16 protein-coding genes are annotated in these 19,514 nt (G+C 72.2%); 5 read left to right on the top strand and 11 right to left on the bottom strand.

Going from position 1 to position 19,514, the window contains the following annotated elements; all coding sequences use genetic code 11:
* Positions 1-7 precede the first annotated feature (7 nt).
* Together MLY01S_RS07930 and MLY01S_RS07925 are read left to right on the top strand one after the other, a co-directional pair.
* Positions 8-793 carry an enoyl-CoA hydratase/isomerase family protein gene (locus tag MLY01S_RS07930; protein ID WP_067190970.1) on the top strand — a complete coding sequence of 262 codons (786 nt, stop codon included), beginning with the start codon at positions 8-10 and terminating at the stop codon, positions 791-793.
* Positions 794-1,086: 293 nt separating this feature from the next.
* The gene (locus tag MLY01S_RS07925; RefSeq protein ID WP_067190968.1) at positions 1,087-2,466 is read left to right on the top strand and encodes an MFS transporter; all 1,380 of its coding nucleotides are present in this window, start codon (positions 1,087-1,089) and stop codon (positions 2,464-2,466) included.
* An 87-nt stretch (positions 2,467-2,553) separates the two neighbouring features.
* On the opposite strand, the gene MLY01S_RS07920 is transcribed toward MLY01S_RS07925, so the two are convergent.
* From MLY01S_RS07920 to MLY01S_RS07905, 4 genes are all read right to left on the bottom strand, one after another.
* On the bottom strand, positions 2,554-5,376 hold the full coding sequence (locus MLY01S_RS07920) for a hypothetical protein (RefSeq protein ID WP_067190967.1): 2,823 nt from the start codon (positions 5,374-5,376) through the stop codon (positions 2,554-2,556).
* Positions 5,363-7,999: a serine/threonine-protein kinase gene (locus tag MLY01S_RS07915; protein ID WP_067190966.1), complete on the bottom strand. Its 2,637-nt coding sequence runs from the start codon at positions 7,997-7,999 to the stop codon at positions 5,363-5,365. The genes MLY01S_RS07920 and MLY01S_RS07915 overlap by 14 nt, the downstream gene beginning before the upstream one ends.
* A 195-nt stretch (positions 8,000-8,194) precedes the next feature.
* Positions 8,195-8,794, bottom strand: a complete 600-nt coding sequence (locus MLY01S_RS07910) for a helix-turn-helix domain-containing protein (RefSeq protein ID WP_067190965.1) — start codon at positions 8,792-8,794, stop codon at positions 8,195-8,197.
* Positions 8,775-9,167 (bottom strand): hypothetical protein, encoded by a 393-nt coding sequence (locus MLY01S_RS07905; RefSeq protein ID WP_067190961.1) that lies wholly within the window; start codon positions 9,165-9,167, stop codon positions 8,775-8,777. The genes MLY01S_RS07910 and MLY01S_RS07905 overlap by 20 nt, the downstream gene beginning before the upstream one ends.
* 255 nt (positions 9,168-9,422) lie before the next feature.
* Here MLY01S_RS07905 and MLY01S_RS07900 point away from each other — a divergent pair, with 255 nt between their 5' ends.
* Together MLY01S_RS07900 and MLY01S_RS07895 are read left to right on the top strand one after the other, a co-directional pair.
* Positions 9,423-10,061, top strand: coding sequence for a class I SAM-dependent methyltransferase (locus MLY01S_RS07900; protein WP_067190959.1), 639 nt, complete (start codon positions 9,423-9,425; stop codon positions 10,059-10,061).
* Between the two features lie 227 nt (positions 10,062-10,288).
* Positions 10,289-10,900 carry a class I SAM-dependent methyltransferase gene (locus tag MLY01S_RS07895; RefSeq protein ID WP_245232143.1) on the top strand — a complete coding sequence of 204 codons (612 nt, stop codon included), beginning with the start codon at positions 10,289-10,291 and terminating at the stop codon, positions 10,898-10,900.
* Between the two features lie 231 nt (positions 10,901-11,131).
* On the opposite strand, the gene MLY01S_RS07890 is transcribed toward MLY01S_RS07895, so the two are convergent.
* Entirely contained in the window at positions 11,132-12,007 is an 876-nt protein-coding gene (locus tag MLY01S_RS07890) for an ArgP/LysG family DNA-binding transcriptional regulator (protein WP_067190954.1), read from the bottom strand.
* Between the two features lie 71 nt (positions 12,008-12,078).
* Between MLY01S_RS07890 and lysE the strand changes: the two genes are divergently transcribed.
* Entirely contained in the window at positions 12,079-12,693 is a 615-nt protein-coding gene (gene lysE / locus MLY01S_RS07885) for an L-lysine exporter (RefSeq protein ID WP_067190953.1), read from the top strand.
* 32 nt (positions 12,694-12,725) lie between these two features.
* Here the strand turns inward: lysE and MLY01S_RS07880 are convergent, their stop codons facing one another.
* From MLY01S_RS07880 to MLY01S_RS07855, 6 genes are all read right to left on the bottom strand, one after another.
* Complete coding sequence (locus tag MLY01S_RS07880; protein ID WP_067190951.1) at positions 12,726-13,313, bottom strand: PIN domain-containing protein; 588 nt, start codon at positions 13,311-13,313, stop codon at positions 12,726-12,728.
* Entirely contained in the window at positions 13,313-13,825 is a 513-nt protein-coding gene (locus MLY01S_RS07875; RefSeq protein WP_067190949.1) for a helix-turn-helix domain-containing protein, read from the bottom strand. Before MLY01S_RS07875 ends, MLY01S_RS07880 begins: the two co-directional genes overlap by 1 nt.
* Before the next feature lie 328 nt (positions 13,826-14,153).
* The gene (locus tag MLY01S_RS07870) at positions 14,154-15,581 is read right to left on the bottom strand and encodes an aldehyde dehydrogenase family protein (RefSeq protein WP_067190947.1); all 1,428 of its coding nucleotides are present in this window, start codon (positions 15,579-15,581) and stop codon (positions 14,154-14,156) included.
* Between the two features lie 287 nt (positions 15,582-15,868).
* Positions 15,869-17,392 carry an APC family permease gene (locus tag MLY01S_RS07865; protein WP_067190945.1) on the bottom strand — a complete coding sequence of 508 codons (1,524 nt, stop codon included), beginning with the start codon at positions 17,390-17,392 and terminating at the stop codon, positions 15,869-15,871.
* Between the two features lie 118 nt (positions 17,393-17,510).
* Complete coding sequence (locus MLY01S_RS07860) at positions 17,511-18,527, bottom strand: AraC-like ligand-binding domain-containing protein (protein WP_070637332.1); 1,017 nt, start codon at positions 18,525-18,527, stop codon at positions 17,511-17,513.
* Positions 18,528-18,707: 180 nt separating this feature from the next.
* Positions 18,708-19,298, bottom strand: coding sequence for a TetR/AcrR family transcriptional regulator (locus MLY01S_RS07855; RefSeq protein WP_067190941.1), 591 nt, complete (start codon positions 19,296-19,298; stop codon positions 18,708-18,710).
* Between the last annotated feature and the right edge of the window lie 216 nt (positions 19,299-19,514).

Raw genomic sequence — 19,514 nt, 5'->3', positions numbered from 1 at the left:
GGTTCCCATGATCGACCTGACCATCGCCGACGGCATCGCCGAGATCGTCCTGAACGCCCCGCAGAAGATGAACTCCCTGGACGAGGCCGCCCTCGCGGACCTCGGCAAGGCCTATGCGGACGTGGCCGCCGCGGCCGAGCGCGGCGAGGTCCGCGCCCTGCTGCTGCGCGGGGAGGGCCGCGGCTTCTGCGCCGGACGTGACATCTCGAACGTCGTCCCGGCGGACGACGACGCCACCGCCTACCTGCGGGACAAGGTCACCCCGGTGCTGCGCGCCATGGCCGACCTGCCGGTGCCGACCTTCGCCGCCGTGCAGGGCGCGTGCCTGGGCGTGGGCCTGGGCCTGGCGATCGCCACGGACGTGGTCTACGTGGCCGAGAACGCCAAGATCGGCTCCCCGTTCGCCAACCTCGGCGCCACCCTGGACTCCGGCGGACACTGGCTGTTCACCGAGCGCCTGGGCGCCCACCGCACCCTGGACCTCATCTACACCGCGGAGCTGATCTCCGGCGCCGAGGCTGTGCAGGCCGGCCTGTTCTCCCGTTCCGTGCCGGCGGACGAGCTGCTGGAGTTCACCCGCGCCAAGGTCGCGCAGGTCGCCTCCGGCGCCACCCTGGCGTTCAAGGCCTCCAAGGAGCTCGTCGCTCAGATCCGCGATCGGCGCGTGGGCCTGTGGGAGTCCCTGGACGCCGAGAACGTCGCCCAGGGCGACCTCTGCAACACCGCGGACTACGCGGAGGGCTTCAAGGCCTTCCAGCAGAAGCGCACGCCGGAGTTCACCGGCCGCAGCTGACCGGCTCCTGCAGGAGCCGCTTCCCGACGACGGCGCCGTCACCTCACGAGGTGACGGCGCCGTCGTCGTGTCATCACCGCTGGACGAGCCTGTGCACCCTGAGCCACGCGACAACGCGGCACATCTCACATCATGGGCGGATTCTCACGACACGGTGTGACACGGCTCACCGACTCGGATAGAGTGGCGCCACCGAGTTCCCGACCGAACGGTCGGTTCCCCTCACTCGACTCGGCTGTCCAGCCGCTCCGGCGGACCGGACACTCTCGCACCGTCTTCCCACTGGAGTTTTCATGAGCACCACCTACACCGACACGCTCGGGCAGGGTTCCGCCGCGAAGAAGCGCGAAGAGCGCAAGGTCCTCGCGGGCACCCTCGTGGGCACCACGATCGAGTGGTACGACTTCTTCATCTACGCCCAGGCCGCCGGCCTCGTGCTCGCGCCGCTGTTCTTCGAGCCGATGGGTGAATCCGGCTCACAGATCGCCGCGTGGGCCTCCCTCGGCATCTCCTTCCTGGTCCGCCCGCTCGGCGCGATCGTCGCAGGCCACGTCGGCGACAAGTTCGGCCGCAAGGTCGTCCTGGTCTTCACCCTGATCGGCATGGGCGCCGCCACGGTGCTCATCGGCCTGCTGCCGACCTACGCGACCATCGGCATCTGGGCTCCGATCCTCCTGATCCTCTTCCGCCTGCTGCAGGGCTTCTCCGCCGGCGGCGAGTGGGGCGGCGCGGCCCTGATGTCCGTGGAGCACGCCCCGCGCGGCAAGCGCGGGCTCTTCGGCGCCTACCCACAGATCGGCGTGCCGCTGGGCATGATCCTGGCGACCATCATGATCTTCGGCATCTCCACCTTCATGGACGAAGAGCAGTTCATGTCCTGGGGCTGGCGCATCCCGTTCCTGTTCTCCTTCATCCTGATCATCGTCGGCCACCTCATCCGCAAGGCCGTGGAGGAGTCCCCGGTCTTCCAGGAGATGCAGCGGCTGAAGAAGGAGGAGTCGGCCCCGCTCGGCGACCTCTTCCGCGGCCACTCCACGTGGGTCGTGCTCGCCGCCCTGATCTTCGCCGCCAACAACGCGGCCGGCTACCTCGTCATCGCCTACTTCAACGGCTACGGCGTGAAGGCCCTCGGCATGGAGCGCACCGAGACCCTCGCCGCGTCCCTCATCGGCGGCTTCGGCTGGCTGGTCTTCACCCTGTTCGGCGGCTGGATCTCGGACAAGATCGGCCGCAAGCTGACCTTCCTCATCGGCTACGGCATCGTGATCGCCTGGGCCATTCCGATGTGGTCCCTGCTGAACACCGCCTCCCTGCCGCTGTTCGCCCTGGCCGTCTTCATCCTGACCATCGGACTCGGCCCGTCCTACGGCCCCCAGTCCGCGATGTATGCGGAGATGTTCCCGGCAAACGTGCGCTTCTCCGGCATCTCCATCGGCTACGCCCTGGGGTCCATCATCGGCGGCGCCTTCGCTCCGATGATCTCGGACCTCATCCTGCAGCGCACCGGCAACCCCTACCTGATCGGCGTGTACATCGCCGCCCTGGGCGTGGTCTCCTTCATCGCGGTCTGCTTCGTGCCGAACGGCATCCAGGACCGCGACCTGCACGACCACCGCGACGAGATCTCCGACGACCCGGTCGCCGAGATCCGCGAGGCCGAGAAGCAGGCCTGATCCTCCTGCCCGTCACCGCCCGGTGACGTCACGACGGCGGTCCCCTCACCTTTCGCAGGTGAGGGGACCGTCGTCGTTGTCCTCCGTTCAGCGGGACTCGGCCAGGAAGCGCTCAGCGCGACGGCGGACGTCCCCATCCTGGCGGGCGAGCTCCTGCACCCGCTGCTCGAGGGACTCGGCGCGGTCCAGGAGCCGGTCCGCCAGGCGGGAGGACCACGGCTGCCCCTCAAGCTCCTCGAGCTCGTCCCAGGCCGCCAGCAGCGCCGAGGAGTAGAGGCGGTGGGCCGCCTCCTCCGGGCTGCCGGCAGGCCCGGTCCCGAGGACGGCGACGGCGTCCAGCGCGCTCCGGTCCTCCTCGAGCAGCAGTCGTTCCAGGGTGCTGCGGCTGCGGCGCAGCGAGTCGGCGGTGCGGCCCCGGCCGCGGCGGCCGGCGGAGACCCCCGCGAGGGTCTCCGTGATCGCCCCGAGGCCGACGAGCAGCACGGTGCCAGCCACGGTCACGACCGTGCGGGTGGTCGATGCCTCGGCCGGGTCGACGGCGTCCTCCGCCCGTGCGTGGGTCTGCGTGCCGGCGGCGCGCACCTCGGCGCCGACCACGGTGGCGAACTGCGCCGGGTCGGTCAGGTCCCGCAGCGGCACGGACGTGCTGTCCGCGGCGTCGGCGGCGGGGTCGGTCTGCGGAGTCGTCCCCGTGGCCACCGGTCCGGTCATCGGCTCCAGCGCGCCGCCGCGGCCGTCCGGGTAGACGACCACCGGCACCACCGCGACGCCCGGGAGGACGTCGCCGGTGGCCGGGTCCACCACGTCCTCCGACAGGTCCGCCTTGATGTCCTCCAGCAGCTGCAGGACGCTCTCCTGCGTCACGGGGACGGCCTCGTCCGTGGCCTGGCGCTCCGGGTCCCGCCGCAGGACGGTCTCGGCGTCCCGGACCGCCACGACGACGTCCAGCCCCTCCGCCAGCTCGGCCCCGGCCAGCCGGGAGACGTGGTCCCGGTCCAGCTCCAGCTCGGAGTGACCGTCCAGGGGGAGCCCGTGGACGGAGACGTCGCCGGGGTCCTGCCGTCCGGGCAGGAGCCCGGCGGGGTCCCGCTCGAGCTGGTCCGCGGCCGCGGTGCCGAGCCCGAAGGAGACCAGGAGCGCGAGGAGGACCCCGCCGACGCGCGCGGGTGCGGTCAGCCGGAAGCGACCGTGCCGGTCCTCGGTGAACGCCCAGGCGAGCGGGCCGCCGCGGCCGGTGCCGGAGGCCGACGGTGAGGCGGACGTGGAGACGGACGTGGACGGGGCCTGCTCGCCGACGGTGGGGGCGGCGGGGCTGGCGAGGCTGGTGGGGTGTGCCGGGGCGGTGGGGTCGGCGGAATCCACGCCGCGGTCCCGGGCGACCGACGCCAGGACGTCCTCGGGGTGTTCGCCGGCCGAGACCCGAGCCGCCGCCACCGCGCGGTCCACGGCGTCGAGGGCGCCGCCGGCGGGCAGGGCATCGAGGCCCAGCCCCTCGCGAGTCGCGCGCAGGTCCGCAGGCTGCGCCGGTGCGGGCAGGCCCGGCCAGCCGTCGAGCAGGCCGCGGACCGACGCGGCACGCTCGACCGCCTGCAGGTAGGGCACCGCGACCGATCCCACGCGGCCTTCGTCCGCGTTCGCCGCGGCCGCGGTGAGCGCGTCGGCGCAGGCCCCGATCCGCTGCTCGGCGGCCGTCCACGCCTGGGCGTCGAGGGCCTCCGGTTCCTGCCGGAAGGCCTGCAGCCGCGCCAGGAGGTCGTCTACGGCGTCCTGGAGGTCAGCGGCGGCCTCGAGCGTCTCGGGCGGACGCCCCTGGGCGCCCCGCACGGCGGCGACGGCCCGGCGGGCCGGCTCCACGAGGGCGGCCGCGACCTCGTCCAGGACCTCTCCGCCGCCGGCCACGGCCCCCTGGACCAGGGACGCCGCCTCCAGCGCCTCGGCCTCCGCCCGCACCCGCGCGGCGTCTCGGGCGTAGGCCCGCACCCGCTCCTCCGTGTCGGCGCCGGGCCGTGCCGTCTCCTCGGCGATCAGGCCCTCCCGCCGGGCCAGGGCGACGGCGCCGGCGCGGACCTCGTCCCACTGGGCGCGCATCCGCTGCGTCCGGTGCTCCTCCGGCACGGACAGCGCCGAGACCTCCAGCGCCTCGAGCTCGAGGACCACGTGGGACATGTCCGTCCGTGCCGTCCGGTGCATCCGGCGGAGCTCGGCACGGGCACGCAGCGCCCGGGCCGTCATCACGCCGCCGAGCACCGTCAGGACCCCGGGGACGGCCACGCGGCCCACCCAGGTCCCGAGGTCGGGCTCGGCACCGGGGTCCGCGAGCGCGGCGGCCGTCCGGGCGGTCACCGCCACGGCGCTCGGCCCGTTGCCGGCGTCCCGGTTCGTCTCGTAGGCGATGCTCAGCACCTCCGCCGGGCTCGGCTCCCTGCCGAAGGGGGCGTGCCCGCGGGGGAGGTCTCCCCCGTCCGGGAAGGCCGCCGGGTCCACGGTGACGCCCACCTCCCGGCGGCGATCCTGCACGTCCCCCACGGAGCGGCTCAGCTGCGTCGAGATCAGCACGTCCGCCTCCGGGCCGCTCCGGCCGTAGTCCGCGGGCGGCAGCAGGTGCTCGTCCGTCACCGCCACCGTCAGCGGGGACCAGGCGCGCACGTCGAGCCGCTCGGCCGCGGCCTCCACCCGCTCCTGGGTGATGCCGTGGGGCAGCCCCTCCGGGATCCGGAACTGGACCCGGTGCTCCGGCTCCGCGGTGACCGCGGCGACCCCGGCGGCGCCGAGGCCCACGGTCGCCGCCGCGGCGAGGGCCGTGGCCCCGGCCCAGCGCGCCGGCCTGACGCTCCAGTCCCCGAGCAGCCGCGCGGCCAGCGGCCGGTCCGGTCGGTCGTGCGGTCGGGGGTCTCGCTCAACGTGAGTCACGCAGGAACCTCTCTGCCCGGCGGTGCACGTCCTCGTCCTGGCGTGCCAGGTCTTCCACACGGTCGCGCAGCGCCTCGGCCCGGCGCACGGTGTCCGGCCGCCGCTGGGCGCCGAGCGGCAACGAGCCGAGGGCCTCGGCCTCCCGCCAGGCGGTGACGAGCGCGGACTCGTAGAGCCGCTGCCCGGCCTCCTGGGCGGAGCCGGCCGGACCGGCTCCGAGGATCGCCACGGCGGACAGCTCCCGTTCGTCCCGGCCGAGCATGAGCTGCTCGAGGCCGCCCCGGGCCGCCCGCAGGGCACGGCCCGTGCGCCCGTGGCCGCGCAGGCCCAGGGCCGTGCCGGCGAGGGCCTCGAGGATGCCGCCGAGGGCGAGGAACATGACCGAGCCGGAGGCGGTGAGCACGGCCCAGAGCGGCAGGAACTCCAGGTCCGCCTCATAGGTGCGGTTGGACTGGATTCCGCGGGCGACGTCCTCGATCTCATGGGCCACAGCGCTCGCCATCAGACCGGGGTCGTCCGCGTCCCACAGCGGGGCGGAGGTGCGTTCGAAGCTGTAGCCGCCGAGCCAGGACTCGGTGCCCTCGTAGACGTGGCCGGTGAGCGCGGGCATCACGCCCCCGCGGCCGCCCTGCCACACCATCAGCGGGATGATCACGGCGTTCGGCTCCAGCTCCCCGGTGGCCTCGTCCGTGAGCTCCGGGAACTCTCCGATGAGCTTCTCACTGCCCTCCAGCGCGCTGTCCAAAGTGACTCGGCGGCTGTACTCGGAGGCGGTCTCCTCCGGTGCCCGGTCCAGGTAGTCCTCTGCCCGGCGCACGGCCACCGTCACGTCGAAGGACTCCGTCAGCTCCGGGTCCACGCGGCGGCGGATCTCCTCCGCGGTGAACTCCACGTCCGAGGCCGGGAGCAGCTGGGCCCCGTCCACCGTGACCTCACCGACCTCCTGGTCCCCCTCCAGGTACCAGTCCGGCTCGGCGGTGGCCTGTGCGGCCAGGGGCGCCGCCGCTCCGGCCAGGACCACGGCGGCGAGGGCACCGGCCATGCGGGTGCCCCGGCGGAAGCGGAAGCGGCCGGCCTGGGGGATCCCGGCCGAGCCGGGCACCGCCCCCGGGGCAGCCGCAGACGTGGGTCGGGTCTGCGCCGAGACGGACGGCGAGACCTGGTCCCCACGGGCCGTCCCGGCCTCCGCCACCAACGCGTGCAGCGGCTCTCCCGCGGCGGCCCGGGCCAGCAGCAGGACCTCCTGCACGCGCAGCAGCGACGCCTCCGCCGGAGTCGGCGGCAGCCCGATGCCCTCGCGCACACCGGCCGTGCCGGCGACGCCGCGGTCCGGGAGCAGGGCACGGCGCAGCTCGTTGCGCCCCTCGGCGTCCGGCCCGGCGTCCAGGGCGCGGGTGAGCTCGAGGGCGCACTGGCCGATGCGGGCCTCGGCGGAGATCCACCGGCCCACCCAAGAGGACGTGTCCTCTCCGGGGGTGCCGCGGACCTCCTCGAGCAGCGAGAGAAGACGGTCCACGGCGTCCCGCAGGTCGGCTGCGGCCGCGTCCACACGCTGGTGTCCCGGCTGTCCCGGCCGATCCTGGCGTGGTGCCTGCCCGAGGCGGGCCAGCGTCTGCTCCGCCGGCGCCACCAGGGCTGAGGCGACGCGGTCCAGCACGTCCCCGGCCCCGGCGAAGCCACCGCGGACCTCGGCCGTGCCGGCCAGGGCGGCTGCATCCTCGGCAAGGCGGTCGGCGGCGTCGGCGTACCGGTCCACGGCCGAGGCGGTCCGCGGCGTCGGACGGCGCAGCCCGGACTCGAGTTCCTCCTCGCGCTGGAGGAGGAAGAGGGCGCGGCCGGAGAAGTGGTTCCAGTCCTGGGCGGAGCCGGACGGACGGCGGTCCTCCGGGAGTGCGAGCACGGAGACTTCGAGCGCCTCCAGGTCCATCACCACGCGGGCGACGCGTGCCCGGGCCAGGCGGAAGCGGCGGCGCAGCTCGGAGAGCGCTCGGACGGCGCGGGCCCAGAGCAGGCCGGCTCCGAGGGTCAGGGCGCCCATGGCGCCGGTGAGGCCGATCCACAGCAGCGGTTCCCGCGGCAGGCCGGAGTAGGAGAGTTCGCCGGCGGTGCGGGCCATGGCCACCACGGAGGCGGCGGAGTGCCCCATGTCCCGGTTCCGCTCGAACGCCTGGTGCAGCTGGATCGAGGGGCGGTCCGTGGGGGAACCGGTGTCCTCGTCCTCGTCGGGGAAGACCTCCGGGTCCACGACCACGCCGTTGTGCCGCTCCGCCGGGAGCGTCGAAGGGTCGTAGCCCGGGACGGTCATGTCCACGGGCATCCGCTCCAGCTGCGTGGAGAGCTGCACGTCCGCCGGGTAGTCGGCATCCTCCTCGAGCGGCCGGGCGATCCATTCGTCCGTCACCCGCACGGTGATCGGCTTCCAGGAGCGGATCGGGTCCTGCTCGGTGAGAGCGTCCACCCGCTCCTGGGTGATGCCGTACGGCAGCGGTTCCTCCAGCTGCAGGCGCACCGGCTCCCCCGGCTCGGCCGCCATCGTGCCGATGCCGGTCAGGCCCACGGCCACCGTCCCGGCCGCCAGCAGCGCGGTGACGGTGCCCCACAGGCCCCTGCGCATGGATGCCATCGCTTCCCCTCCGCCCCGGACGCTCGCCGGAGCCTGCTCTCCAGCCTAGGTGTACTCGGTCATCAGGCTGGGGACACTGGGCGGCGTGGGCGCAGTCTGCCCAGTGCGGTGCGGCGAGCGCCGCGGGGGCCGGAGGCGAGGTGAGGCGGGCGGCCGTCCGGGCCCTGCGGCCGCGGGATTAGCCGCTGCGAGACGTCAGAGCGGCCAGACCTCCAGGGAGTCGGTGAGCCGGATGCTCACCCCGGAGACGCGCCCGCGCGGGCCGAGCAGCACGTGGACGACCGGATCCGCCTGCTCCCCCTCCGCAACGCCCCGCACCACCACGGCGCGCCGGCTCCCGGCAGCACCCGGGTCCGCCGGCAGCGGGGCGCCGTTCAGCTCGTGCACGGTCAGGTCCACCGGGGGCGCGCAGCGACCGGCCAGGTCCTGGACCTCCTGCATGGTCTGCCGCAGCACGGTCTGCGGCAGCGCGGCGCGGGCCGTGCTGGTCATCAGGGCGTGCACCGCGGTGAGGTCTCCGGAGAACCAGGCCCGGACCGCACGGTCGGCGCTCTGGAGCGCCGTTTCCAGCCAGCTCCCCCGCCCCGCCGCCCCGGCGGCCGGCGCCGCGCCTGCGTCTGCGGCGGCCTGGAAGCGACGGTGCGCCGCCTGCCGGCTCACCCCGAGGGTCTGGGCGATCTGCTCCCACGTCCACCCGGCCTCGCGGGCGCGGTGGACGGCGTGGTGCAGCCGCCGCTCGGCCGCCGCCTGGGCGGCCAGCGCGGCGGTCAGTTCCTCACCGGGATCGCGGGGCATCCTCCGAGTCTGCCCCATCGGCGGACAACGGAAGGAAAGCGCCGACGCCGATGGCCACCGCGATGCCGAAGATCACGGCGGTGGCGCCCTCGAAGATGTTGAGCACGGTCAGCACGGCCGCGACGGTGGCCCCGGCCAGGATCTGCAGTGCCTTCGGGCCATCCCAGGTGGGCTGCCAGCGGCTGAACAGCGAGCCTGCGAGGGCGCCGCCGCGGGCCCGCATGAGGGGAGCACACCAGGCACCCACCGTGTAGGCGAGGCCGGCGAGGGCACCGGTCAGCAGCGCCGGCCCCAGGTCCGCGTCGGAGGTGAGGCCGTGAGTGACGAGGACCAGGATGATGGAGACGACGGTGGCCATGGGCGTGAGAGCCATGTGACCGAGGTTATGGCCGGCCTCGGGAAGCGTCAATACCGAGTTGACAGGTGCGCCGGGGGGCGCCGGCGGAACCGCGACGGGGGCGGCCGGGGTGTGCTCCCGGGCGATGGTGCGCGGGCGTCGAGATGCAACGAAGGTTTCAGAAACGCGCCAAGCCGATTCATACGCTGATCAGGACCTGAAGGGCTGGTACCGGCTTCTCCTGCCCCTCACTTGAACGGCGCACGGGATCACGGTCGTTACCCTCGATCCATGCCCCTCCGTCTGCGCCCTTCCGTCCTCGACGACGCCGCCCGGGAAGGACTTTCCACCAGCCGGGCCGCCTATGGCGCCCGCGCGGCCGAGTACACCAGGCAGCTCGGCACCATGGCCGCTGTGGCGGAGGACGACAGGCTGCTGGTCGAAGCCTGGGCCGACCGGGTGGATGGGGTTCTGGCCGACGTCGGCTGCGGGCCGGCCCACTGGACCGCGCACCTGGCCTCGCTGGGCCATGAGGTGACGGGCATCGAGCCGGTCGAGGAGTTCGTCACCCATGCGCGCCGAGCCCACCCGGAGGTGCGCGTGGAGCCGGGTTCGTTCCAGACCCTGCACGCAGCCGCCTTCAACGGGATCCTGGGCTGGTACTCGATCATCCACACGCCACCGGTGGAGATGCCTCTCCTCCTGGAGCGCGCGCACCAGGCGCTGCGCCCGGGCGGGTCACTGCTGCTGGGCTTCTTCGCGTCAGACCAGGTGGAGGCCTTCGACCACGCCGTCACCACGGCGTGGTATTGGCCGGTCGATGAGCTCTCCCGCCTGTTGATCGCGGCAGGATTCACCGTGCTCGACTGTGGCACACGGCAGGACGCCGGCGTACGCCGCCACGGATGGATCGAGTCCAACCGGAGCTGAGGCGTCCGGCGCTCTCCGCCCCAAGCCGTCCAAGGAACCGTCCTTCGCGATTCGCGTGCGATCTTCACGGCGTCTCGACAGTCAGCGAGCGCTCCCCGTGGGCGCCGCGAACCGTCGTTTGCGGCAGACCTGATCCTCGCCACAACCCTCGCCATGGGGAAGCCGCGACGCACCATCGCTCGTCGCCTCCTCTTCCCCCTATGTGCCCAGACCGAGATACTCAGACCATGCCAGCCACCCCCACAAGTTCCAGCGATTGGGCCTCCTACAATGCCGCGCGGGCAGGCACCTCGGCCGTGCGCCCTCTCACCGACCGCGCACTCACAACACTGCGGGCCACCCACCAGAACCTCGCAAGTCTGCGCGCTGTCGAGCTGGGAAGCGGCGCCGGCATCGAAACCCGACGCCTTCTCCAGGAGGGCATGATCGTCCACACCATCGACATCGACCCAAGCGTCGAAAAGCACATGAATGAACTCACCACGCTCGGCATCCTCGAACACCGGACGGGCCTCATCGAGGAGTGGGATCCCCTCCCCCACGCCGATCTGATCCTGGCCAACGCCTCTCTGCCATTCGTCCCTCGCGCACGCTTCACCTCGGTGTGGGAGCGCGTCAAGCACGCCCTGCTGCCAGACGGGATCCTGGCGGTCGATCTCTTCGGCTCCGATGACACCTGGGCCTCTGACCTGGGCACCTACCTCACCCGGAAAGAGGTGGACGAACTCCTCGACACTTTGGAGGTGATCGAACTGAACGAGCGCAACGAAGAAGGGCATGCGTTCGACGGCATCAAGCACTGGCACACCTTCACCGTTATCGCCCGCCACCCAACCTGACCCCTTCGCGCCCGGCCTCTGGCGAGGGAAACCGCGCAAACGGTCGTTCATGACGACGCCCCCGCCATGCGCCGTGTGCGCCACCTCCGGTCCTGTCCGCCCACCGCACGGCTTGAGCACGGCTCGGCGGGTGCCTCTGCGCCCACCCCTTTCTTCAGAATGCAGTCACCGCATGCCTGACATCATCGAACTCCCCCTGCCCGCTGACGGTCCGCGACCCGCGGCGCCGCCTCACCTCCGCTCGAGCGTCCGCTGGGCCGCCTCCCGCACCGCTCGCGTGAGCCGCACCAGGCGCGTCACGGGCAATGTGGTCGCCTGCCAGTACAGGGGCACGAGGACGTCGTCGAGCCCGGGCACGCGGACCAGCCGGCCGGCGCGCACGTCCTCGACGGCCTGGGCGTCCACGAGCATCCCCCACCCCAGGCCGGCCCGGACGGACCGGTGGAACCCGTCGAACGACGGCGCCAGGTGCGTGGGCGGGGCGACGTCCAGTCCGGCGCCGCTCAGCGCGAGGCGCTGCAGGTCGTCCTTCGCGTTGTAGCGCATCATGGGCATCGCGCCGAGGTCGACGACGTCGCCCGCCGCGTGTCGCGCGAGCAGGGCGGGCGAGGTGAGCGGGACGTAGCGCATGCTCCCCAGCGGCTCCGCCGCGCACCCCTGCACCGGCTGCGGCTCCGTGGTGACGGCGGCCAGCACCTCGCCGCGGCGCAGCAGCCGGGCGCTGTGGTCCTGGTCCTCGACGTGCAGGTCGAGGACCGTGTCGTCCCAGTCGGCGGCCTCCGCCAGGACGGGCCCGAACCACGTGCCCAGCACGTCGGCGGGCACGGCCAGGGAGGTGACGCTGCGCCCGGCCGCCGTGCGGCCCAGCCCGGCCCATGCCTCCTGTTCGAGCGCCCGCATGTGCCGGGCCACGCGCACCAGGCCGATGCCGGCCTCGGTCGGCTCGCAGGGTGTGCCGCGCCTTAGCAGCACCTGGCCCACCTCCCGTTCCAGGGCGCGGATGCGCTGGCTGACCGCGGAAGCGCTGACGCCGAGCTCGTACGCGGCCGCCTCGAACGAGCCCTCGTCCACGATCGCACGCAGCGCCTGCAGCTGATCCAGGTTCATGAAGCAGAGCTTAGGCGTCTGCAGTTCTCTTCGTTTGGCTCAGACCCGGCCGAGCCCTAGCGTCCTCACCCATGTGGACCCTCGCCGGCACCGGCCTGCTCACCGGACTCGCCCTCATCGTCGCCATCGGCGCCCAGAACGCCTTCGTGCTCCGCCAAGGCGTGCGCCGGGAGCACGTGAGCGCCGTCGTGCTGGTGTGCATGGCCTCGGACGCCGTGCTGATCCTGGCCGGCACCGCCGGGGTGGGCGCGCTCGTGCAGGCCGTGCCGTGGCTGCTCGAGGTCCTGCGCTGGGGCGGCACCCTGTACCTGCTCTGGTTCGCGGTCTCCTCCCTGCGTGCCGCGCTGCGCCCGCAGGGGCTCGTGGCCGAGCAGGCGCCGCGCACCGCGGGTTCGGTCATCGCCACTACGCTCGCGCTGACCTGGCTCAACCCGCACGTCTACCTGGACACCGTGGTGCTGCTGGGCAGCCTCGCCAACCAGCACGGTCCCGACGCGCGGTGGGTCTTCGCCGCCGGCGCCGTCGCCGCCTCCGTCCTGTGGTTCACCGCGCTCGGCTACGGCGCGCGCCTGCTGGCCCGGGTGCTCGCCGACCCGAAGGCGTGGCGCGTGGTGGACGTGGTGATCGCGGTGGTCATGGCGGTGCTCGCGGTCCGGCTCATCGCCGGTTCCGGCGTGTGGGGCTGAGTCGACGACGGCGGCTCTGGGGTCGGGTTGAATCAAGGTCGCTCAACGTCGACCCGCCAGAGCTGGGCTCGTGCGGCCTCCGCGAACAGGGGTGCACCGCACGGCACCAGCCGTTCCAGGACGTCACTGACGGTCAACGGAGGATTCCGTGTCGCGCCCGCTTGGGCTGCGAGAGCCGTCATCACTCGAGCCGGGTCCAGGTCGAGCTGGTTCATGAAAAACTCGTCCGGACTCTGCACCTCGATGTCGAAGGACTCAACGACCTCACGCGGGAAGTCCTTGAGATTCGCCGTGACGATCAGGTCGGCACGCCCCTGGATCGCGGCGGCGACCACATGCCGATCATCGGGGTCTGGAAGATCAATCCCGGGCACGAGCTGCCCCCACCCCTCGACCCGCGCGTCGTCGAAGGCGGCGTCCATGACCTCCGCACGGTGACGCGCCGCCCCCGACGCACGCATGTCTGGATGCATCGTTTCCAGTGCGCGCACAGTCTCGTCGAGGATCTGACCACTCCATACCGGCCGATAGAGGCCCGCCTCGGCCAGATGCAGCAAGGTGTCCGCTTGGGCGATGGGCACGAGGACGCACGCGTCGAGCACGGCACTGAAGCGAGCCACTACCCGCGCTCACCCCGGAGGTCGGCGCGAGCCTGACGCAACGCCTCGCGGTAGGACTCCGCATCCTGGTCATAGAGCCCCGCAGACGAGGCCTCCCCTACGAGGGCTCTCAGCGAAGCACGTCGCTCCCCTCGCTTTCGCTGCTGATAGGACACGACGTCTTGGAGCCGGATGCGTCGGTGCCGACCACCGGTCGTCCTCTCGTACGGCAACGCACCCTCCTCGAGCAGCCTCACCAGCGTGGGACGACTGATGCCGAGGAAGTTTGCCGCCTCCTGCGTCGTGAGCAGCTGGTCGACGGGCGCCACCGTGATGGCTTTGCCCACCCGCATCGCCTCGACGACATCCCTCAGGACGTTGAAAGCCTCTGCCGGCAGGGGGACCTTCTGCCCATCAGGGCCGACCAGGGCGGCCGGCTGCGTCAGGCCGTCGAGGAACCTGCCGACGTCGAGCATCTCCTCGAGATCCGTGGGCGGCAGCACCGTGTGCTTGTCATTCACCGTCGCAGTCATGGAGCAAGACTACCTGCGAAAACGAAAAATTCGTAGCTCCCTCTCGCGTCCGCTTCCCGCTCCGGGGCGCCGCGTCAGCCGCGCACGTAGGCACGCAACTCCTCGATGACGGGCCCTGCAGGTGTGGGTGAACCACGACAACCACCATCGGCCACATACCCCCTGCGGACAGGCCTCGCCGGGAAGACAGACCGAGGCGAGCGTCCGTCGTCGGGAAGGAGCGGGACGGGCCCGGCCCCCGCCGATCACACGAAAGAGCCCGGAGGGCGTCCGCAGCGGACGCACCCCGGGCCCTCGCCTCAGCGGGGGAATCCCCCGCAGACCTGCCTCAGGCGGAGATCACCTTCGGGACGGCCATGTGCTTCAGCCCCTCCACGCCGAACTCCAGGCCGAAGCCGGACTGCTTCACGCCGCCGAAGGGCACGCGCGGGTCGATGGCGCCGTGCTTGTTGATCCAGGTGGTTCCGGCCTGCAGACGGGCGGCGACCTCCTTGGCGCGCTCGATGTCCGAGGACCACACCGAGGAGCCCAGGCCCACGTCCAGGCCGTTGGCCCACTCGATCGCCTGATCCAGGTCCGAGTAGCGGATGATCGGCAGCGCCGGACCGAACTGCTCCTCGGCCACCAGCGGGTTGTCGTTGCTGATGTCCGCCACGAGGGTGGTCGGGTAGAAGTGGCCGGGCGCGGACTCGTCCGGATCCCCGCCGATGAGCACACGGGCCCCGGAGTCCTTCGCCGCCTGCACCAGCTTCGCCACGATCTCGTACTGAGCCCGGTTCTGCAGCGGGCCGAGCACGTTCTGCTCCTGAAGCCCGTTGCCCATCGGCATGGCCTTCGCCACGGCGGTGAGCTCCTCGCAGACGGCGTCGTACAGGGAGTCCGGCACGTAGAGGCGCTTCAGGGCGGCGCAGGTCTGGCCCGTGTTGATGAACGCACCCCAGAACAGGCCCTCGGCGATCGCCTTCGGGTCCGCGTCGTCCAGGACGATCCCGGCGTCGTTGCCGCCGAGCTCCAGGGTGATGCGCTTCAGGTCCTCCGCGGCCGAGCGCATGATCGCCTTGCCGGTCTCGATCGAGCCGGTGAAGGTGATCTTGTCGATGCCCTCGTGCGCGGTGAAGGCCTTGCCGAGCTCACCGTCGCCGGCAAGGACCTGCAGCACCCCGTCCGGCAGCACCTGGTTCATCACGTGCGCCAGCGCCAGCACGGACAGCGGGGTGTACTCCGACGGCTTGAGCACCACGGTGTTGCCCATGCGCAGGGCCGGGGCGATCTGCCAGATCGAGATCATCATCGGCCAGTTCCACGGGCCGATGCCGCCGACCACGCCGATCGGCTCCCAGCGCAGCTCGGCGGTGCCGGACTCGTCGTCCACGAGCGTCTCCGGTTCGATCGGGAACGCGGCGGTGGCACGGGTCCAGGCCACGCAGCCGCCGACCTCGAACGCGGCGTTCGGGCCATTCTTCACCGGCTTGCCCTGCTCACGGGAGAGCAGCTCGGCCAGGCCGGCGGCGGAGGCCTCGATGGCGTCCGCGGCCTTGTTCAGGTGCGCCGAGCGCTCGGCGTGGGAGAGGGCGGCCCAGTCCTTCTGCGCGGCGCGGGCCGTGGCGACGGCCTCGTCCAGGTCGGCAGGGGTGGACTGCGGCGCGTAGCCGACGACCTCGCCGGTGGCGGGGTCCTTCAGTTCCGCGCCCTGGCCTTCGGGGGCGGAGACGGCGGCGAGCAGGTCGGCGCAGCTGAGGGCGGGGTTCTCGGTCATGGTGTGTCCCTTTCGGAGTGGGTCCGGCGCGGAGGCCGGGAGGATGTCTGAATCCAGTCTTGCAGGTTCGGTGTGGTGTGGGTCACGGGTGGGGTGTAGGGGTGCGTGCCCGGGGTGCACGCCCCGCAGGGGTGCGCGCCCCGCATAATCGACGAAAAGTCACCAGATCGCGGAGAATCTCCTCGATCCTGTGACGAACCGTCGATTCCGCCGCTTCCCGACGACCGCCGCTCCCCGACGACGGCCGCTCACCATCCGGGCGCGGCGCCCGGCGGGCGGCGGACGCCTCAGGCCAGTTCACCTCCGGTGGCGATACGGGCGTAGGTCTGTGGTCGGTTGGCCTTGAGCCAGAGCGCCCAGGCGGTGCCGAAGGCGCCTGGGGCCACCACGATCAGTGGCAGCAGCCAGCTCAGGACGCTCGGCCCCTCGGCACCGATGAGCACCGGGAAGTTCACCACCACGAGGGCGAACAGGACGATCAGTCCGAGACCGGCCAGGGCCGGGGCCACGATTCGGGTCCAGGCGCCGTACTCGTCGGCGTAGCCGCGGAGGAACCCGATCACGGCCAAGGAGGTCATGGCCATCAGCAGGATCAGGCCGAAGGCGCCCATGTTGGTCAGCCAGGTGAAGAGGGTGACCACCGGGTACAACGGGTCGTCCGACCCGGCACCGGCGAACCCGAACAGTCCGATCACCACGAGAGACAGCACGGACTGGGCCAGCGAGCCGGCCACGGGCGCGCCGGTGCGGCGGGAGGTGTGGGCCAGGAACTGCGGGAGGATGCGCTCGCGGCCGAGGGAGAAGAAGTAGCGGGCCACGATGTTGTGGAACGCCAGCAGCGCGGCGATGAGGCTGGTCAGGAACAGGATGTTCGCCAGGTCCACCCACCATGCCGGCGTGTTCTCCGCGAAGAACGCGAACATCAGGTCCGGGCCGAACTCCTGGGCGCGGGGCACCACGCCGCTCGGCCCCTCGGAGACCACCACGGCCCAGGCAGAGAACGCGTAGAACAGGGCGATCACGGTGATGGCGATGACCGTGGCCCGGCCGGCGGTGGTCTTGGGGTCCTTGACCTCCTCGTTGTAGATCGCGCCGGACTCGAAGCCCATGAACGCGGCGATCGAGAACACGAGGGCGGCGCCGACCCCGGCGGTGAAGAGCTGCTCGGGCAGCAGGCCGTCCGCGGTGATGCCCTCGGGGGCGGCACGCAGGCCCATGACGTCGAAGACGATCACCACGGCGAACTCGAGCAGCACGATCACACCGATGACCTTGGCGTTGACGTCGATCCGGTTCACGCCGAGCAGGCCCACCAGGACCCAGGCGGCGAGAGCGCACGCCCACCAGGGCACGGACAGCCCGAACATGCCGTCCAGCAGGGAGGACAGCACGAAGCCGAACATGCCGGCGATGCCGATCTGCATGCAGTTGTAGGCCACCAGCGCCACCAGCGAGGCACCGACGCCGGTCGGCTTGCCCAGGCCCTTGGCGATGTAGGCGAAGAACGCGCCGGCGTTGTGCACGTGCCGGGACATGGCCGCGTAGCCGATCGCGAAGAGCAGCAGCACGGCGCCGAGCACCACGAAGGACAGCGGAATGCCGAGCAGCCCGGTGACGGCGAAGTTCGAGGGGACGCCGCCAGCCACCACGGTGAGCGGGGCCGAGGCGGCGATGATCATGGAGACCAGGGAGGGGACACCGAGGCGGCGGGCGCCGAGGCGCTCATCCGCAGGGACGTCGGCGGCGACACGGCCGACGGCAGCGGCGTCGGTGGGACGCGCCTCGCGCGTGGTTCTTGCTGCGGTGCTCATAGGCACCTCCTGTGAGACGGATGGAGTGATGTGACTCACTCCAGGATGCGCATGCACACCCTGCTCGGATTGACCGTCCGGGAAGAGCGGTTGCCTCTGCGCGCAGAGCCCGTCCGGCTCAGGCCGCGGCGCGGCGGGACTGCCCCGGCGTCACGCCGAAGCGGGCCCGGAAGGCCCGCGAGAAGTGCGCCGGATCGGTGAACCCCCAGCGCGCGCCCACCACGGCCACCGGCCGGGTGGCGCAGGCCGGGTCCGCGAGCTCCTCGCGGCAGCGCTCGAGGCGGCGCGAGCGGATCATCGCGGCCACAGTGGTGTCCGTGTCCTCGAACAGCAGGTGCAGGCTGCGCACAGACATGAAGTGGGCGGCGGCGATCGTGGCCGGGGCCAGGTCCGGGTCCGCCAGGTGCGCCTCGATGTAGGCGACCACCTGGTCCCGCTGGCGGTCCCGCTCCCCCCGCCCGCCGCGCGGGGCGGGCAGGCAGGCGGAGGAGGCGCCGTCGTCGTGGATCCGGTTCCCGACGGCGGCCGCCGCACCCTCCGGTGTGCTGCAGCCCAGAATGTCCGTCACCAGAGTGCCGACCAGGTCCACCACGTTGCGTGCCAGACGCGCGCCGACCGTGGGGTCAAGCTGCGGAACGACGCCGGCGGCCTGGCGGAGGAAGTCGCCGACCGCGTCCCCGAGGTGATGGTCCGCGTCGAGGGCGGTGGCCGTGAGCTGCCCCGCTTGGGCCGGGTCCATGCCGAGGGCGGCGTGCGGGAACATCATCACGTGCGAGGAGAAGTCGCGGTCGAAGGTCAGCTCGTAGGGCAGGGAGGTGTCGTAGAGGGCCAGCCGGCCCGGCTCAAGAACCACCTCGCGGCCGTCCTGGACGAGCAGGCCGCGGCCGGACAGCTGCAGGGAGAGCTTGAACAGGCCCCCGCCGCCGGCGCCGGTGAGGCGTTCGGTGCGGCGGACGGTGTGCGGGGAGGCGTGCAGCGTGGACAGGCCGATACCGCCGACGCTGGAGAGCTCGATGCGGCCTCGGAAGGCGTCCCCGGCATGGCCGGGGGAGGACTCGGCCTCCAGCGGGACGAAGGAGTCCGAGATGATGCCTCGCCAGGTCTCGTAGTCCATGGCAGTGGCGCAGGTCCGCATGAAGTGCCTCTTCCCCAGGACGGTCACTGGCTCCGGTGACGGTCCGCGCGGAGGGCACGCAGCCTGCCGGAGTGTGACCGGGTTCACGATTTCTCCGAGTGTAGAGCTTCTCCGGCGCCGTGGACAGGGGTGCATCGGAGAACCGGGGCGGACTGCCAGGCAGGGCAGGGGCCGCCGTCGTCACGCAGAGAGCAGGGCGAGAAAAGCCTCGAGCTGGGCATCGAGCGAGTCCGGTCCATGGCGCTCCGGGTCCATCACTGCTGTCACCTGGGTGCCGAACAGCCAGGCCAGCAGGGCCTCGACCACCGGGCCGGTCGGAATGTCAGGGCGCAGCATCCCATCCACGGCGGCCTCTGCCAGCATGCCGTGCAGACGGTCTCGCCAGGCAGCCATCGTGGCAGCCGCCGCGAGGGCTTCCGCCTCCTGCCGCGCCGCCTGGTCCCAGAAGGACAGGACGAGGCGGGCTTCACGGACGAGCTCGTCGCCCCGCGGGATCACCTCGCGGCACAGCCGCCGCATCGCCTCCACCCCCCGGGCGTCGGCGAGCGCGGCGTCGATCCGGGCCTCAGTGCGCTCGAAGACGTGGGCGTAGGTCGCCTCGATCAGCGCGCTCTTCGTGGGGAAGTACGGCTTCAGGGCGCCGTTGGCGTAGCCGGCCTCCTCTGCGATCTGCCGCAGGGTCGCGCCGGACAGACCCCGATCCGCCACGACCTTCCAGGTGGTCTCCACCAGCTCGCGGCGGCGGGCGTCATGGTCGACGAGACGGGGCACGGCAGGCTCCCTTCGGTCAGGCGGGTCGGACGAGCGGACGAGTGGACGAGTGGACGAGCGGACGAGCGGACGAGCGGACGAGCGGACGAGCGGACGAGCGGACGAGCGGACGAGGTGACGCTACCGCCGTCGCGATTGATCGTGCGCGCACCGACACCTGCGTGACGCGCAGGACTGCGCGCAAGTCCTATGACGCGGATCACAGACGAGCCTAGC

Origin of the sequence: Micrococcus lylae NBRC 15355 (assembly GCF_001570885.1) — a bacterium.
Classification (GTDB): domain Bacteria; phylum Actinomycetota; class Actinomycetes; order Actinomycetales; family Micrococcaceae; genus Micrococcus; species Micrococcus lylae.
The sequence above is the reverse complement of the archived record's forward strand: the minus strand, read 5'-3'. Positions and strand labels throughout refer to the sequence as shown.